The sequence below is a fragment of the Geodermatophilus normandii genome, assembly GCF_003182485.1.
In the GTDB taxonomy this organism is placed as follows: Bacteria; Actinomycetota; Actinomycetes; order Mycobacteriales; family Geodermatophilaceae; genus Geodermatophilus; species Geodermatophilus normandii.
This window is the reverse complement of sequence record NZ_QGTX01000001.1, coordinates 2,107,432-2,123,368: the sequence shown is the minus strand read 5'-3', so window position 1 is coordinate 2,123,368 and position 15,937 is coordinate 2,107,432. Positions and strand designations below refer to the sequence as shown.

The following is a 15,937-nucleotide window of genomic DNA, read 5'->3' as shown; positions in this document are numbered from 1 at the left end:
TGCGACGTCACGGGCGGATAACGGTGGCGCCGGACCGGTGGACCCGGTCCGGCGCCATCGGAACGTGCTGGAACAGGCCCTGGCGAGAGCCTGGAACGGCCCCTCTGCAGCTCCCCGCCCCGAGCCTGCGAGGGGTGGGGAGCTGCAGAGGGGTCCTCTCAGTACCGGTAGTGCTCGCTCTTGTACGGACCCTCGACCGGCACGCCGATGTAGTCGGCCTGCACCTTGTTGAGGGTCGTCAGCTTCACGCCGAGCGCGTCGAGGTGCAGCCGGGCCACGTGCTCGTCGAGCTTCTTGGGCAGCACGGTGACCGTGGGGGTCTGGCCCTCGTAGGCCGCGCGGTTGCGCCACAGCTCGATCTGGGCGAGCACCTGGTTGGAGAACGAGGCGCTCATGACGAAGCTCGGGTGCCCGGTGGCGTTGCCCAGGTTCAGCAGCCGGCCCTCGGAGAGCAGGATGATCGTGTGGCCGTCGGCGAAGCGCCACTCGTCGACCTGCGGCTTGATCGTCGTCCGCTCGATGCCCGGGGTGCGGGCCAGGCCGGCCACGTCGATCTCGTTGTCGAAGTGGCCGATGTTCCCGATGATCGCCTGGTGCTTGGTCTGCCCGAGCTGCTCGGCGGAGATGATGTCGCGGTTGCCGGTGGCGGTGATGATGATGTCGGCCTTGCCGATGACCTCGTCGAGCGTGGTCACCTCGTAGCCGTGCATCGCCGCCTGCAGGGCGTTGATCGGGTCGATCTCGGTGACGATGACCCGGGCGCCCTGGCCGCGCAGCGACTCCGCGCACCCCTTGCCGACGTCGCCGTAGCCGCAGACGACGGCGACCTTGCCGCCGATCATCACGTCGGTGGCGCGGTTGATGCCGTCGATGAGCGAGTGCCGGCAGCCGTAGAGGTTGTCGAACTTGCTCTTGGTCACCGAGTCGTTGACGTTGATCGCCGGGAACAGCAGCCGGCCGTCGCGGGCCAGCTCGTAGAGGCGCATGACGCCGGTGGTCGTCTCCTCGGTGACGCCCCGGATGCCCTGGCCGATGCGGGTCCAGTAGCCGGCGTCGGAGGCCAGCGAGCCGCGCAGCACGTCGAGGATGACGCCGTACTCCTCGGAGTCGGCCTCGGTGGTGTCCGGGACGGCGCCGTCGGCCTCGAACCGGGTGCCCAGGTGCACGAGCAGGGTGGCGTCACCGCCGTCGTCGAGCAGCATGTTCGGGCCGACGACGTCGCCGCTCCCGTCGCGGAACTCGAAGAGCCGCTGGGTGCACCACCAGTACTCCTCGAGGGACTCGCCCTTCCAGGCGAAGACCGGCACGCCGGCGGGCTCCTCGGCGGTGCCCTCGGGCCGACGACGATCGCCGCGGCGGCGTGGTCCTGGGTGGAGAAGATGTTGCAGGAGACCCAGCGGACGTCGGCGCCGAGCGCGACGAGGGTCTCGATGAGGACGGCGGTCTGCACGGTCATGTGCAGCGAGCCGGCGATGCGGGCGCCGGCCAGCGGCTGCTCGTCGCCGTACTCCTCGCGCAGTGCCATCAGGCCGGGCATCTCGTGCTCGGCGAGCTGGATCTCCTTGCGGCCGAACGGCGCCAGGGAGAGGTCGGCGACCTTGAAGTCGGCCTCGCCGTGCGGGGTGGTCAGGGGACGGGTGCCGGTAGAGGCGGTCATGTCGCTCCAGGGTCGATGCCCCTGCCGCGGGCGGCGGGGGCTCGGGGTCACTGAGATGAGCGAGCATGCCGAGGCTTCGGCGGGGCTCGTGCCGTCGTCCAGGATAACCGGACGGTCCACCCCGGGCGGCCGGCCCGGGGCTCAGCCCTCGCAGCCGACGCCGTCGCCGTCGCCGTCCAGTGCGGGGTTCCAGCCCGGGTCGCCCTCGCGGACGGGAGCGGCGCCCGCGGCTCGCGCCGCCGCGCAGTCCGGATAGGGCGTCGCCGGGGCGGGCGGCACGGACACGGGCAGCTGAGGGGCCCGCAGCGGGTCGCGCGAGGGCAGCGGCTGGTCCGGGCAGGTGCCGAGGACAGCGGCGACGGCGTCCCGCTCGGCGCGGGTCATCCACAGCCCGTAGGTCACCTTGACCGCGACCTGGCGGGCGACGTAGGCGCACCGGTAGGACCGGGCCGGGGGCAGCCAGGTGGCGGCGTCGGAGTCGCCCTTGGACTGGTTGAGCGGACCGTCGACGGCGAGCAGGTTGAGCGGGTCGTTGGCGAACTCGGTGCGGCGGGCGTCGTCCCACTGCCGGGCGCCCTTCTGCCAGGCGTCGGACAGGGCGACGACGTGGTCGATCTGCACCGCCTCGCTGGTCCCCTCGCCGCGGCGGAACTCGATGGTGCGCCCGGAGTAGGGGTCGGCGAGGGTGCCGCTGACGACGACGCAGTCGCGGGTGCCCGGCTCGAACACCTCGCCGGTGAGGTCCCGCGCGAGGACGTCGTTGCGGGTGTCGCAGCCGTTGTGGTCGGTGTCGACCCACCCGTCGCCGAACTCCTCGCGCGAGTAGCCGGTCTGCGGCGCGCGGCCGCGGACCGGCACGGAGCCCAGCGCCTCCAGCGCGCTGCCGGCGGACGGGACGGCGGGTGCGTCCCCGAGGAGCTCGGCGCAGCCCGCGGTCAGCGCGGCCGCGAGGCCCAGGGCCAGCGCGGCACGCAGCGGAGCCGGGCGGAGGAGCACGACCGACGCTACGTCCGCGCTCGCGCCGTCCCCGGCCGCGACACGCGGCCCCGGGTCAGCGCAGGTCGGTCTCGGTCAGCGCAGGTTCGTGGTGGCCCGGTAGAGGACGGCGGGGCCCGGGCGCTGACCGGGGCACCGGCCGGCACGAAGGCCGACTGGCCCTTCCGCAGCCGGACCTCCCCCTCCGCGGACTCCAGCACCGCCTCGCCCTCGGTGCACAGCAGGACCTGCGGGCCGCGGGTGCCCAGCGACCCGGCCAGCTCGTCGAGCTGGCAGCGGGTGAGGTCGAAGTCGTCGACGGGCACCGGGTAGCGCAGGCCGCCGGGGCCGAGCACCGGGTGCAGCACCGGGACCTTGCCGTCGGAGAAGTCGAGCACCTCGATGAGCGCGGCGAGGTCGACGTGCTTGCTGGTCAGCCCACCGCGCAGGACGTTGTCCGAGCTGGCCATCACCTCGACGCCGGCGCCGGACAGGTAGGCGTGCAGGTTGCCGGCCGGCAGGAACACCGCCTCGCCGGGCGCCAGCTTGAGGTGGTTGCACATGAGCGAGATGACGACGCCGGGGTCGCCCGGGTACGCCTCGGCCAGCGTCGTGGCCCAGCGGTAGGTGTTGATGAACTCCGGGTCGTGGGCGGCGACGAAGGACGCCGCCCTCTGCGCGACGACCTCGACCAGGTGGGTGCGCCGCTTGCCCGACAGCGCCAGCAGCTGGGGGATGGCCGCCTGCAGCCCGCCGCGGGCGAGCGCGGCGATGGTGGGCTTGAGCTCGGGCAGCTGCAGCTTGGCCAGGCAGTGCAGCGACTCCTCCACCGGGCGGAAGCCGCACAGCGCCTCGAAGGTGGTCAGCGCCAGCAGCAGCTCCGGCTTGTGCCACGGGTCCTTGAACGTCCGCGTGGGGTCGTCCTTGGGGACGCCGGCGGCCTCCTCGGCGGCGAAGCCGGCCCGGGCCTGCGCCATCGTGGGGTGCGCCTGCAGCGACAGCGGCGTGTCGGCGGCCAGCACCTTCATGAGGAAGGGCAGCCGCGCGCCGAAGGCCTCGGCCACGTCCGGTCCGAGCAGGTCGGCGGGGCGCTCCGCGATCGCCTTGTCCAGCGGGTCGCCGGTGGACAGGACGCTGGGCTGGTCGGGGTGGCCGCCCAGCCACAGCTCGGCGTAGGGCCGGTCGGCGGGGACCGGTTCACCGAGGAGGTCGGGGATGACCGTCCGGGAGCCCCAGGGGTAGTGCCGGACGGCGTTGCTCATCTGCCACATCGCCCCGGAGGCTACCGGCGGGCACGGGCGGGGCGGAGCGCGTCGTCACCCTGCCGGGGTGGCAGGGACGCGCGGGAGGGGCGACCGCCGCCGGGTCAGTGCGCCTGCGCGCCGGCCTTCCGGCGGTGCAGCGTGAGGCTCAGCACGAGCACGACCAGCGCGCCGACGACGAGCCCCACGATGGCGCTGGCCACCGTGTTGACCAGCCAGCCCACCACCCCGCCCAGGGCACCGGTGGCCTCGTGGGCCGCCTCCTCCAGGTGGTGCACGAGGCCGTACACGGCGTGCAGCCCGAGCTCGTCGCTGCCCACCAGCAGGATGTGGCCGCCGACCCACAGCATCGCGGCCGTACCGATGACGGTCAGGGCGGTGAGCAGCTTCGGCATGCCCTTGACCAGGCCGCGGCCCAGCCCGGCGACGCCCTTCTTGTCCGACCGCGACAGCCGCAGACCGGCGTCGTCCATCTTCACGATGAGGGCGACGACGCCGTAGACGAGGACGGTGATCAGCACGCCGACGACGACGAGGATCGCCAGCCGGGACCAGAAGCTCTCCTCCGCCACCTCGTTGAGCGAGATGACCATGATCTCCGCGGACAGGATGAGGTCGGTGCGCACGGCCCCGCGCACGAGGGAGTCCTCGTCCGGCGGGTGCTCCTCGGCGGAGCCGTGGGCGGCGGAGTGGCCCTTGAGGCGGTGCCACACCTTCTCCGCGCCCTCGTAACAGAGGTAGGCGCCGCCGACCATGAGGATCGGCGTCAGCAGCCACGGGAGGAACTCGCTGAGCAGCAGGATCACCGGGAGGATGACCAGCAGCTTGTTGCGCAGCGACCCCTTGGCGATCCGCCGGATGATCGGGATCTCGCGCTCGGCGCTGATGCCCTGCACGTACTGCGGCGTGACGGCGGTGTCGTCGACGACCACGCCCGCGGCCTTGATGCTCGCCTTCCCGGCGGCGGCCCCGACGTCGTCGATGGAGGCGGCTGCGGCGCGGGCGATCAGCGCCACGTCGTCGAAGAGGGCTACGAGTCCACCGGCCACGGGGAGGTCCTTCCGGTCGGTCAGCAGTCGTGGGTGCGCGCGGTCGGGTCGGGCGCGTCCGGGAGCGGTACCCCGGGCCGGCGGGTCGGACACCGGCCGCCGGGTCAGCGTCGCAGGGCCCGCTCCTGGTCGAGGGCCAGCGCCAGGTAGACGGCGCTGAAGTCGGCGACCGCCAGCTGGCGGGCGAGGCGGGGCAGCCGGCCGTAGCGGTCGGGGTCGCCGTGCTCGGCCAGCCCGCTGACCGGCACGTTGCCCGCCACCGCGGTGCGCAGCACCTCGCTCATCGCCTCGTTGGCCGAGCGGGGCTCGCGCTCGCCGGCGCCGTCGTGGTGGGCGGCGTCGGTGTCGCGGATGGTGAGCAGCCGCAGCCGGCGCCCCTCGTCCTCGGCGCGGTCGCGGAAGAAGTCGTCGGCGTCGCGCGGCGCCAGCGGGCCGCCCAGGACGGCACAGGCGGCCACCCGCTGGTCGGGCAGCCGGAAGCCGCTGGTGGGCAGGCCGGCGAGGGTGGCGAGCTGGTCGGCGAAGCGGGCGGCCGCGGTGTCGGCCAGCGGGCCCTCGGCGGCGATGACGGGGAAGGCGTCGAGCAGCTCGAGGGCCAGCGTCTTGGCCGGGTTGGTGAACGACTCCCGGGCCGGGCCGCACTCCGCGGCGACCTCGTCGAGGGCCGCGGCGACCGCCTCGAGGTCGGCGGCCTCGGGGCGCACCAGGCCGAGGTCGGTGGCCAGCCGCAGCAGCGGGGTGAGCAGCGACCACAGCGTGGTGTGCCGCACCCGGGAGCGCGGCAGCGGGACGTAGGGCATCCGCGCGGTGGAGCAGGCCGCCCGCAGCGGTGCGTCCTCGGCACCGATGCCCAGCAGGGTCACGCCGCGGCGGGCCGCCTCGTAGGCCGGGGTGACCGCGTAGCGGCCCGCGCCGGTCCGGGTGGCGACGACGGCGATGTCGGTCGGTCCGGTCCACACCGGCAGGTCCGGGCCCGGGACGACGTCGACGGTGACCGGGCTCGACGGGCCGAGGAGCGCGCGCAGCACCGACGCCGCCACCGCACCCTCCCGCCGGGCGACGATGACCAGGCCGCGCGGGCGGCCGCCACCGGTGACGCGGTCCAGCCCCGCCTCCTCGGTCAGCCGGGCGGTCTCGCGCACCTGCGCACCGGCACCGGCGACGGCGGGCAGCAGGCCGCGCGGATCACGGGCGCGCAGCACGTCGAGGTCGTCGAGGACCTCCTCGGCCAGCTCGGGTGAGGTCACGGCGTGGCCGTTCCCGTCCCGCCGCGCCGTCGCGCCTCGTCCAGCAGCAGCACCGGGATGCCGTCGCGGACGGGGAACGCCCGGTCGCAGGTCGCGCACAGCAGCTCGCCGGCGGCCTCGTCGACGGTGAGCGGGCTGTGGTGGGTGTCGGGGCAGGCGAGGACCTCCAGCAGCAGCGGGTCCAACCCCAACGGTCCCGACGTCGTCCCCTGCGTCATGCGCGCACCATCCCCAGCACCCGGTCCCTGAGCCGTTCCATCCGCGCCCGGTCGGGCGCCTCGACGTTGAGCCGCAGCAGCGGCTCGGTGTTGCTGGCCCGCAGGTTGAACCACGACCCGTCGGGCAGGTCGACGGTCAGCCCGTCGAGCTCGTCGAACGTCGCGCCCTCGGCGTCGAAGGCCTCGCGGACCGCGGCGGTGCTCGCGGCGGCGTCGGCCACCGTGGAGTTGACCTCCCCGGAGGCGGCGTAGCGGCTGTAGGCGGCGGTCAGCTCCGACAGCGTCCGGCTCTGCTCGCCGAGTGCGGCCAGCACGTGCATCGCGGCGAGCATGCCGGTGTCGGCCCGCCAGAAGTCGCGGAAGTAGTAGTGCGCCGAGTGCTCACCGCCGAAGACGGCGTCGGTGCGGGCCATCTCGGCCTTGATGAACGAGTGCCCGACCCGGGTGCGCACCGGCTGCCCGCCGTGCTCGCGCACGATCTCGGGCACCGCCCGCGAGGTGATCAGGTTGTGGATGACCGTCGTCCCCCGGCCCTTGGCCAGCTCGCGGACGGCGACCAGGGCGGTGATCGCCGAGGGGCTCACCGGCTCCCCGCGCTCGTCGACGACGAACACGCGGTCGGCGTCGCCGTCGAAGGCCAGGCCGATGTCGGCGCCCTCGCGGCGGACCGCCTCCTGCAGGTCGACCAGGTTCGCCGGGTCCAGCGGGTTGGCCTCGTGGTTGGGGAACGTGCCGTCGAGCTCGAAGTACAGCGGGACGACGTCGAGCGGGAGGCCGTCGAGCACCACCGGGACGGTGTGCCCGCCCATGCCGTTGCCGGCGTCGACGACGACCCGCAGCGGGCGGATCCCCGACAGGTCGACCAGCGAGCGCAGGTGGGCGGCGTAGGCGGACAGCAGGTCGCGCTGGCCGACCTCGGCGACCCGCGCCGGCGCGCGGTCGTAGCTGTCGCGCTCGGCCCACTCGCGGATGGTGACCAGCCCGGACTCCTGGCCCACGGGGGCGGCGCCGGCGCGGCAGAGCTTGATGCCGTTGTACTGCGCCGGGTTGTGGCTCGCGGTGAACATCGCGCCGGGCACGTCGAGCGAGCCGGCGGCGAAGTAGAGGAGGTCGGTGGAGCCCAGCCCCGCCTCGACGACGTCGACGCCGCGGGAGAGGACGCCCTCGGCGAAGGCGCGGGACAGGGGCACCGAGGAGGGGCGCATGTCGTGGGCGGTGACGACCGCGGTGGCGCCGCTCTCGGCGTGCACGAACTCGGCGAAGGCGGCGCCGATGCGCCGCGCGACGTCCTCGTCCCACTGGTCGGGGACCACGCCCCGGACGTCGTAGGCCTTGATGATCGCCGACAGGTCCGTCACTGCCCACCCTCGCCTGGACTGGCCGGGGGCGGTCCCCCGGTCCGGACGACCCTATCGGCGGGCGCGGGACCCGGCTCCCGGGAGGGCGTTACTCGAGGTCGGGCAGGACGCGGAGGTGCCCGCGGCGGGTGCCGCGGCCGTCGTCGGCGGGAGGCCGCGGCGGCTCGGGACGGGCCGCCTCGCGGACGGCGTCGGCGAGCGCGAGCAGGTCGTCCCCGGTCGGGCCGGAGTCCTCGACGTCGATCTCGTGCCGGACGACCTCCCAGCCACGGGGCACGGTGAGCCGCTCGGCGTGGAACTCGCAGAGGTCGTAGCTGTGCGGCTCGGAGAACGTGGCCAACGGACCGACGACAGCGGTCGACTCGGCGTAGACGTAGGTCAGTGTCGCCGCCGCCGGTTGCGCGCAGCCGCTGCGACTGCAGCGACGTGACTGCCTCACCACCGGTTCCTCACGCTGGGCACAGTAGCCGCGTACCCCGGGAGTCGGCGACAGACTCACCGAGCGGGAGTCCCTCGGTCCCCATCCAACCCGACGTCCCCGCGTGCCCCGTCACCGGGGTGACGAGCCGCGTGCCCCGGGAGTTCCGCTGACCGCCTCCCGGGGGGCGCCGTACGCTCGCCCCGCCATGAGCCGACCCGTCCGCCCCGACCGTTCCCGGCCCGCCCGGTCCCGCCGCGACCGGCACGGCCGGGGCCTGCGCGGGCGTCTCGTCCCCGACGAGGTCCCCCTCGCGCGCAGCCGCGCGGAGCAGTTCGACGACCTCGTGCTCGACGTCGTCGAGGACCTCGAGCGCCGCTGGGAGCGGGAGCTCGCCGGGGTGGAGTTCGCCGTCGAGGACGTGCCCTGGGTCGACCACACCGACCCCGACGAGGTCGTCCTCGACCCCGACGTGCTCGACGACGGCACGGTGCCGCTGGCGCGCGTGCTGCCGCCGCACCGCGAGGACGGCCGGGAGGTGCCGGCCCGGATCGTCGTGTACCGGCGGCCGCTGGAGATCCGGGCGCACGACCGCGACGACCTCGCCGACCTGGTGCGTGACGTCGTCGTCGACCAGGTGGCGGTGCTGCTCGGCCGCGACCCGGAGGAGATCGACCCCACGGGCTGAGCGGCTCAGCCCTCCGACCCGCACTCCCGACGTCGGTCGGAACGGTGGCGGGTCGTGGTCCGGATCGCCCGGGGGTGGTGGCCCGGTGTCCTCGGCCGGTGGTGGTCGCGTGCCCGGTGGCCGGGTGGTCCGGGTGATGCCCGAGGGGGTCGTCACGGTGAGGACCCCGATGGGGCTCATCTGGAAGCGCCAGCCGCGGGCGAGGGTCTTCAGCCGGTGGTGGCTGCGGCACAGGCAGCACGGGTCGGCGCAGTCGACGGCCGGATGGTCGCGGCAGCCGCGGCGGGCCAACCGGCGGAGCTGCTCCAGCGTGCTGGTCGCCCCCAGCGTGCCGTCCTCCTCGGTCAGCGCGAGGGTGACCGATCCGCCCTCCGGGGGGCGCACACCCAGCGCCTCCAGCTGCTGCAGCAGCTCCCGCAACTGGGCGGCGGTGAATCGGCAGGCCGTCGACCTCACCGGCCTCCTCCGAGCGGCCGGCCAGGGACGCCAGCGTGGCAACGACCTGCAGGTGCGCGGTCACCGGCGGGCGACCGTCGTCCCACGGGCGCTGCAGCAGATCGGCCAACACCAGCGTGCGCAGCTCGCCGATCGGGCGGGGGTCGCCGTCGGCCTCGAGCAGCCGCGCCAGTTGGTCGACCAGCGCGTGGCAGGCCGCGGCGACGTCCGCGGGCAGGTCCGCGGCGAGCGTGGTCATCCCCTCCTGCGGCGAGGGATAGACGCGCACGTCCGCGCGGCGCCTGGCCTGCTCATGACGGCGGTCGGCGGCCTCGGCATCCAGCTCCAGGAGGAGCGCCAGTGCCTTCTTCTTGAGGCGGCCCACGGTCAGCTGCGCGGCCTCGGGCAGCAGCCGGCTCTCGACGCGGCGGGCGATGACCGGGTCGGTGTGCTCCAGCACCTCGACCAGGGTCATGGCCCGGTACTCGTCCAGCTCCCCGGCGGCCATCGCCGCCCAGGTCGCCGGCAGGTGGCTGCGGTAGGTCCACGCGCGGTGGGCGAGCTGACCGGCCGACAGCCGCCCGCAGTTGAGGACCACCGCCAGCTCCGCGGGGAAGAACTCCGACACCCCCGGCAGCTCGGGATCAGGCTCCCACGACCGCGCCCCAGGCGTCCCCGGCGGCGGGTCGTCGTCATCGGGAGAGTCGTCGGCCAGGCCGAGGACCAGCTCGGCCTCGTAGGCGGCGTCCATCGCTCTGCGGGCCTGCAGGCGCTGCACCTCGGCCGCCTTCTGCTGCCGGGTCAGCAGGGCGACCGGCAGCCGCTGAGCACGGACGGGCTGCTCCACCAGCCAGCCCGCCAGCGCACGCTCGACGAGCGACCCGGCGACCTCCCGCACGACCCCGAACCCACGCACCGGGTACGACAGTTCCCCAGGGCAGACGCCCGGGGATGCCCCGGGACCCCGGACGTCGGAGGCCGCACCGTGCGCGGGCGCCGTCCATCCGCCGGTCCGCAGGGTCAGTCGCGGTCGACAGGGCTGCCGAGCTCGCGCGCCATCGCACGCGCCTCGTCGAGGCGGGCGCGGGCGAAGGCCGTGTCCAGGCCGTCGCCGCGGTCCGCCCGCGTCAGCCGGGCGACCAGCTGCTCGAGGGCGACGGCGTGCCACAGCAGCCCGACGTCGGGCTCCTCCCAGCCGGCGGTCCGGGAGAGCACCACCTCGCCGATCTGCGCGCGGTCCTGCGGGTCCGGGGTGGTGGCCCACAGCGTCAGCAGGTCGCGGTGCCGGGGCGCGGCGCGCACGCCGGACCACTCGAGGACGACCAGCCGCTCCTCGCCGTCCCCGTCGCCGGTGTCGACGACGACGTTGGCCGCCCGCAGGTCGCCGTGCGCGACCTCGGACAGCGGCAGCTGCGCCGCGGCCGCCCGCACCGCCCGCAGCTCACCGATCCGCACCCCGGCGCGCACGAGCCGGGAGCCGTCCTGCAGCGCGCCGCGGCCCGGCGCAGCGACCCGCCCGACGGCGGCTCCCACGGCCGGCCGGCCGGGCCGGCAGCGGCGCGATGCGCACCGCGGCCTCGACCGCCGCGGCGGTCCAGCGGGCCCGCCGGAGGGGCGGGGTGGACGCGGCGGGAGAGCAGCCAGCGGCCGTCGTCGGCGGCGGCCACCACCTCCGGGACGCCGACCTGCCGCTCCTCGGCCCAGCGCCGCCCGCGCAGCTCCGCCAGCAGCCGCCCGCGGCCGCTCTCGGTCACCGCGAGGTCGAGGACGCGGTCGGCGAGCACGCCCTGCACCACCCCGAGCCGGGCGGACAGGTCGGCCACGGCGACGACCGGCTCGCCCACCCCGAGTTCGGCGAGCAGCGAGACCACCCGCTCGCGAGCGGCCGGCGATGTCCCCGACGAGGTCGACCCTGCTCCGCTCTGCACCACCCCGGGATCCTGGCAGGAGCCCCGGCGTGCCGCACGGAGCCCGGCCGCGGGGACCCCTGGGATGCTGCTCCGGATGGACTCCCCCGCGCCGCTCGCCGCCTGGGTCGTGCTCGGCGCGGCCCTGCCGGCGCTCGCGGCGGTCGTCGCGGGGCTGCTGCTCACCCGCGGGCGCGGCGGACCTCCGCCGCCCCCGGCGGCACCTGCGCCGCCTCGCTCCGGCCCGCGCTGGGCCGTCGACGACCTCCCGGGCTTCCTCGAGGCGCCCCCGGGCACCCCCGGCCCGCCGCCGCGGGCAGCCGCCCCGCCGCCGGCGGCCCTCGCCTCCGCCGGGCCGGACCCGGCGCCGCGCACCCTCGCCGTCCTGGTCGCCGCGGGGCTGGCCCTGGTCGCCGTCCTCGCCGGCGTCGCGCTGGGCACCGACGCGCCGGAGCGGGCGGTCGGTGCTCCCCCGCCGGCGAGCGCGCCGACGTCGTCGGCACCCCCGGCCGCCCCGACGACGGCCCGCCCGGAGCTGCCACCCGTCCCCGACGACCCGCTGCCCGGAGAGCGCGGCGCCGGCCTGCTCGCCACGCGGTCGGTGCCGCTCGGCCGCGACGGGGTCACGGCGCGGCTGGCCCTCGGCGGCCTGGTGCTCGAGCAGCGCGCGGTCGGGGTCACCGTCGGCTACCCGTCGGTGAGCGTCAGCGTGGGGACCGACGGGACGGCGCTGGCCCACCTGCGGCTGCCGACCTGGAACTGCCTCGGGACCACCGCGCCGGCCGACCCGCGCGCGGCCGGGTGCGCCCCCACCGGCACCGAGTACGCCGACCTGCCCTCCCCCGCGCTCCGGGTGACGCGGGACGGGGACGGGCTCCGGCTCACCGGCCGCTTCCCCACGTACGCCCGCCCCTCGGGGACGCCGCCGGCCTACACCGGCCGGGTCTACGACCTGACCGTGACCGTCGCCCCGACCGGCCCGGCCGAGGACGGCGAGGCACCCGCGGGCGGCGCGCTGTTCCTCGGCACCGCGCGGGCCGAGGCGCTGCCCGACCCGCTGCTCAGCCGGATCCGCGTCGCCGGCTGACCGGCACGGCCGGGACGAGCCGCGCCGCCCCGTCGAGCACCGGCCGCAGCGCCCGGCCCCGGCCGGAGACGGTGACGCCCACCAGCGGGGCGCCGCGCACGGTCCCCAGCCCGCCGACGTCCGAGCGGCCTCGCCACGGCAGCCGGTCGGCGCCGTCGACGAGCGTCAGCAGCCCGGCGCGGAGCCGCCCGCCCGCGCGGACCGTGGCGACCTCGACCTGCCCGAGGACGGCGTGCAGCCGGGCCGCGGCGCGGACCAGGTCGCGGGCGCGGGCACCGGGCTCGGCGGCGAGCAGGTCCGGCAGCACCCGCTCGAGCGCCCGCGGGTCACGGGTGCGCTCGACCGGCCCGGCGTCGTCGAGGCGGTCGACCAGCAGCAGGCTGCGGGCGGTGGCCACCCGGGCGTCGGGACGCCGCCGCGCCAGCGCGCGCACCACCGGGTCGCCCAGCGGCAGCCCCGCCAGGCGCAGCCGCCACGGCCGGCGCAGCCCGGTGAGCAGGTCGAGCACGCCCGCGGCCAGCCGGTCGGCGGCGTCGTCGTCGCGGGCGAGCAGGCGGGCGTGCGGCCGGCCGCCGGGCACCGGCAGGCCGTCGCCGAGCAGGGTCGCGGTGACGACCGGTCCGGCGCCGGCCAGCGCCAGGACGGCCAGCCCGTCGAGCCGGCCGGACCCGGGCGGCCCGACGACGACCGCGGCGGGCAGACGCCGGGGGCGGGGACGGGCCGCCTGCACCGAGAGGACGGCGGTGAGCCAGGGCGCCGCGGCGGTCACGGGGGCGGCGAGGTCGCGGGCGAGCGGGACGGCCGCGCGGACCTCCGCGGCGACCCGCGCCCGGCCCAGCGCCGTGCGCGTGCCCCGGTCCCCGTCGGTCACCCGGCCATCCGACCACACGGACGCCGCGCTCCTGACACGGCAGCCCCCGACGGCGGTGCCGTCGGGGGCTGCGGTGGTGGACTGGGGGGTCGCACGCCGGTGTGCGGGACGTCCCGGTCGGCCCCTCGCGGGGCCGTCGTCTCAGATGGCGCGGCGGCGCAGGCGGCGGCGCTCCCGCTCGGACAGGCCGCCCCAGATGCCGAAGCGCTCGTCGTTGGCGAGGGCGTACTCGAGGCACTCGGCCTTCACCTCGCAGCCGGTGCAGATCTTCTTCGCCTCGCGCGTGGAGCCGCCCTTCTCGGGGAAGAACGCCTCCGGGTCGGTCTCGGCGCACAGTGCGCGCTCCTGCCAGGACTGCACGTCGTCGGTCAGGCCCATGCCGAGCATGCCCATCAGGCCCTGGTCGGCCGGCCCGCTCTCACGGGAGACCCGCTCCGACCCGCCGACGTAGTCGCTCAGCCACGAGACCTCTGCCATGACGATGCGTCCCCTCTCGCTCTCGTCCCTCGGCGCGAGGTTCTCCGCGCCGCACACCGCGGGAATTACACGCGTGTCGTTGCCCGAGCGTCAACTTCGCCCGGTGTAAGCGGTTGACCACACGGGCCCCACCCGTCACACCTCGTTCGTCACTTCTCGTGCACTCCCCCGACACGCCCGTCGAACAGTGGACAAGTGCCCATGGGGCACGATGACTTTCGTGGAGATCGTCGTGCTCGCCGGTGGTGTCGGCGGGGCCCGTTTCCTGACCGGAGTGCGGGAGATCGCACCCCCGTCGTCGGTCACCGCGGTGGTCAACACCGGCGACGACGTGACGATGCACGGGCTGCGGATCTGCCCCGACCTGGACACCGTCGTCTACACCCTCGGCGGCGGCATCGACCCCGAGCGCGGCTGGGGCCGGGCGGGTGAGTCCTGGACGGTCAAGGAGGAGCTGGCCGCCTACGGCGCCGAGCCCACCTGGTTCGGCCTCGGCGACCGCGACCTGGCCACGCACCTGGTCCGCACGCGGATGCTCGACGCCGGCTATCCGCTCTCCGACGTCACCGCGGCGCTGGCCGACCGGTGGCAGCCGGGGGTCACGGTGCTGCCGATGAGCGACCAGCGGGTCGAGACGCACGTCGTCGTCGACGACCCCGCCACCGGCCGGCGCAGCGCCGTCCACTTCCAGGAGTGGTGGGTCCGCCACCGCGCCGAGCCGCAGGCCCACGCCTTCGTGCAGGTCGGCGCCGAGCAGGCCCAGCCGGCGCCCGGCGTCGTCGAGGCGCTGGCCCGCGCCGACGCCGTCGTGCTGGCCCCGTCCAACCCGGTCGTGTCGATCGGCACGATCCTCGGCGTGCCCGGCCTGCGCGACGCGCTGCGGGCCACCCCCGGCCGCGTCGTCGGGGTCTCCCCCGTCGTCGAGGGCGCCGTCGTGCGCGGGATGGCCGACCGCTGCCTGCCGGTGCTCGGCGTCGAGGTCAGCGCCGAGGGCGTCGGCCGGCACTACGGCGCGCGGTCCGACGGCGGCCTGCTCGACGCGTGGCTGGTGCACACCGGCGACCCCGCGCAGGTGCCCGGCGTCGAGGTGCACGCGGTGCCGCTGCTGATGAGCTCCCCGGAGGCCACGGCGGCGATGGCCCGGGCCGCCCTGGACGCCGCCGGTGTCTGAGAGAGGACCCTCCCGCCCCCCGCCGCTCGCGAGCTCGCGGCGGGACCCTGCAGGAGGGCCGAGCAGCGGCGTGCACGTCCACCCCGTCCGCGGGCTGCCGGAGTTCACGGCCGGCGACGACCTGGCGGCGGCGATCGCGGGTGCCGCGCCGTGGCTGGCCGACGGCGACGTCGTCGTCGTGACCTCCAAGGTCGTCTCCAAGGTCGAGGGCCGGGTCGTGCCGGTGCCGCCGGGCGCCGACCGCGAGGCCGTGCGGCAGCGGGCCATCGACGAGGAGACGGTCCGCGTGGTGGCCCGCCGGGGGCCGCTGAAGATCGTCGAGACGCGGCACGGCTGGGTGGTCGCCGCGGCCGGCATCGACGCCTCCAACGTGCCCGGCGACTCGCTGGTGCTGCTCCCCGCCGACGCCGACGCCTCGGCCCGGGCGCTGCGCGAGCGGCTGCGGGCGCTGCTGGGCGTCGAGGTGGCGGTGGTCGTCAGCGACACCTTCGGCCGCACCTGGCGCGAGGGCCTGACCGACGTCGCGGTGGGGTCGGCGGGCATCGCGGCGCTCACCGACCACCGCGGAGCCGTGGACGCGCACGGCAACCGGCTGGAGACCACGCAGGTCGCCGTCGTCGACGAGGTCGCCTCCGCCGCCGACCTGGTCAAGGGCAAGCTCGACGGCGTCCCGGTCGCCGTCGTCCGCGGGCTGGCCCTCGAGGTCCCGGACGACGACACCGGCACCCGGCCGCTGGTGCGGCTGGGCCCCGGCGACCTGTTCCCCTACGGCAGCCGCGACCTGGTGCCCGGCCGGCGGCCCGCCGCGGACCTGGTCCCCCGCGACGGCGACCGCGAGGCCGTCGCCGAGGCGTTCCGGGTGGCGAGCGCCGCGCTGCCGGAGTTCCCGGTGGTGCTGCGGCACGGCGGCGAGGGCGACGGCGTCGTCGACGTGCACCTGCCCGAGCGGGCCACCACGACGGCGGCGCTCAACCTGGGGGCGCTGCTCGGCGCCGTCGTGGTCCAGCTGCACGCGGAGGGCTGGACGACCCGCTGGGAGCCGGTGGGCACGCCGGGCGGGTCGTCACTCGTCGGGAGGTTGTGGCTCGGCTCGCCGCGGGACTGAGCAGCCGGGTCT

Annotated in this window: 15 protein-coding genes and 2 pseudogenes; 4 read left to right on the top strand and 13 right to left on the bottom strand. The window is 76.1% G+C overall.

Annotated features, from left to right (window positions below):
- Positions 1-158: 158 nt before the first annotated feature.
- The 9 genes and pseudogenes from JD79_RS10480 to JD79_RS10445 form a co-directional block, all read right to left on the bottom strand.
- Positions 159-1,307 (bottom strand): adenosylhomocysteinase, encoded by a 1,149-nt coding sequence (locus tag JD79_RS10480; RefSeq protein WP_281270297.1) that lies wholly within the window; start codon positions 1,305-1,307, stop codon positions 159-161.
- Positions 1,308-1,402: 95 nt separating this feature from the next.
- Positions 1,403-1,657: pseudogene (locus JD79_RS24510) on the bottom strand (adenosylhomocysteinase); the annotation flags it as partial.
- Positions 1,658-1,798: 141 nt separating this feature from the next.
- Entirely contained in the window at positions 1,799-2,653 is an 855-nt protein-coding gene (locus tag JD79_RS10475) for a GmrSD restriction endonuclease domain-containing protein (protein WP_110005463.1), read from the bottom strand.
- Positions 2,654-2,661: 8 nt separating this feature from the next.
- Positions 2,662-3,903, bottom strand: a complete 1,242-nt coding sequence (gene manA, locus JD79_RS10470; protein ID WP_245899994.1) for a mannose-6-phosphate isomerase, class I — start codon at positions 3,901-3,903, stop codon at positions 2,662-2,664.
- 95 nt (positions 3,904-3,998) lie between these two features.
- Positions 3,999-4,943, bottom strand: coding sequence for a DUF808 domain-containing protein (locus JD79_RS10465; RefSeq protein WP_110005462.1), 945 nt, complete (start codon positions 4,941-4,943; stop codon positions 3,999-4,001).
- A 104-nt stretch (positions 4,944-5,047) separates the two neighbouring features.
- A complete protein-coding gene (locus JD79_RS10460; RefSeq protein ID WP_110005461.1) occupies positions 5,048-6,190 on the bottom strand; it encodes an SIS domain-containing protein in 1,143 nt (380 codons plus the stop codon).
- Positions 6,187-6,408 (bottom strand): Trm112 family protein, encoded by a 222-nt coding sequence (locus JD79_RS10455; RefSeq protein ID WP_245899993.1) that lies wholly within the window; start codon positions 6,406-6,408, stop codon positions 6,187-6,189. Before JD79_RS10455 ends, JD79_RS10460 begins: the two co-directional genes overlap by 4 nt.
- Positions 6,405-7,766 (bottom strand): phosphomannomutase/phosphoglucomutase, encoded by a 1,362-nt coding sequence (locus JD79_RS10450; RefSeq protein WP_110005459.1) that lies wholly within the window; start codon positions 7,764-7,766, stop codon positions 6,405-6,407. The genes JD79_RS10455 and JD79_RS10450 overlap by 4 nt, the downstream gene beginning before the upstream one ends.
- Positions 7,767-7,854: 88 nt before the next feature.
- On the bottom strand, positions 7,855-8,205 hold the full coding sequence (locus JD79_RS10445) for a DUF3499 domain-containing protein (RefSeq protein ID WP_110005458.1): 351 nt from the start codon (positions 8,203-8,205) through the stop codon (positions 7,855-7,857).
- Positions 8,206-8,392: 187 nt separating this feature from the next.
- On the opposite strand from JD79_RS10445, the gene JD79_RS10440 reads away from it, so the two are divergent.
- Positions 8,393-8,872 (top strand): metallopeptidase family protein, encoded by a 480-nt coding sequence (locus tag JD79_RS10440; protein WP_110007608.1) that lies wholly within the window; start codon positions 8,393-8,395, stop codon positions 8,870-8,872.
- A gap of 538 nt (positions 8,873-9,410) precedes the next feature.
- Here JD79_RS10440 and JD79_RS23705 read toward each other — a convergent pair.
- A pseudogene (locus JD79_RS23705) lies at positions 9,411-10,058 on the bottom strand (DUF222 domain-containing protein); the annotation flags it as partial.
- A gap of 269 nt (positions 10,059-10,327) precedes the next feature.
- Positions 10,328-10,840 carry a phosphotransferase gene (locus JD79_RS10430; RefSeq protein ID WP_110005457.1) on the bottom strand — a complete coding sequence of 171 codons (513 nt, stop codon included), beginning with the start codon at positions 10,838-10,840 and terminating at the stop codon, positions 10,328-10,330.
- A gap of 459 nt (positions 10,841-11,299) precedes the next feature.
- Here JD79_RS10430 and JD79_RS10425 point away from each other — a divergent pair, with 459 nt between their 5' ends.
- Entirely contained in the window at positions 11,300-12,301 is a 1,002-nt protein-coding gene (locus tag JD79_RS10425) for a hypothetical protein (RefSeq protein WP_110005456.1), read from the top strand.
- Here the strand turns inward: JD79_RS10425 and JD79_RS10420 are convergent.
- Together JD79_RS10420 and JD79_RS10415 are read right to left on the bottom strand one after the other, a co-directional pair.
- Positions 12,276-13,172 (bottom strand): hypothetical protein, encoded by an 897-nt coding sequence (locus JD79_RS10420; protein WP_110005455.1) that lies wholly within the window; start codon positions 13,170-13,172, stop codon positions 12,276-12,278. The two genes, JD79_RS10425 and JD79_RS10420, sit on opposite strands and share 26 nt — an antisense overlap.
- A 141-nt stretch (positions 13,173-13,313) precedes the next feature.
- Positions 13,314-13,565 (bottom strand): WhiB family transcriptional regulator, encoded by a 252-nt coding sequence (locus tag JD79_RS10415; protein WP_170149355.1) that lies wholly within the window; start codon positions 13,563-13,565, stop codon positions 13,314-13,316.
- Positions 13,566-13,869: 304 nt separating this feature from the next.
- Between JD79_RS10415 and cofD the strand changes: the two genes are divergently transcribed.
- Together cofD and JD79_RS10405 are read left to right on the top strand one after the other, a co-directional pair.
- A complete protein-coding gene (cofD, locus tag JD79_RS10410; protein WP_110005453.1) occupies positions 13,870-14,820 on the top strand; it encodes a 2-phospho-L-lactate transferase in 951 nt (316 codons plus the stop codon).
- 70 nt (positions 14,821-14,890) lie between these two features.
- Positions 14,891-15,925, top strand: coding sequence for a coenzyme F420-0:L-glutamate ligase (locus JD79_RS10405; protein WP_245899992.1), 1,035 nt, complete (start codon positions 14,891-14,893; stop codon positions 15,923-15,925).
- Positions 15,926-15,937: the final 12 nt, after the last annotated feature.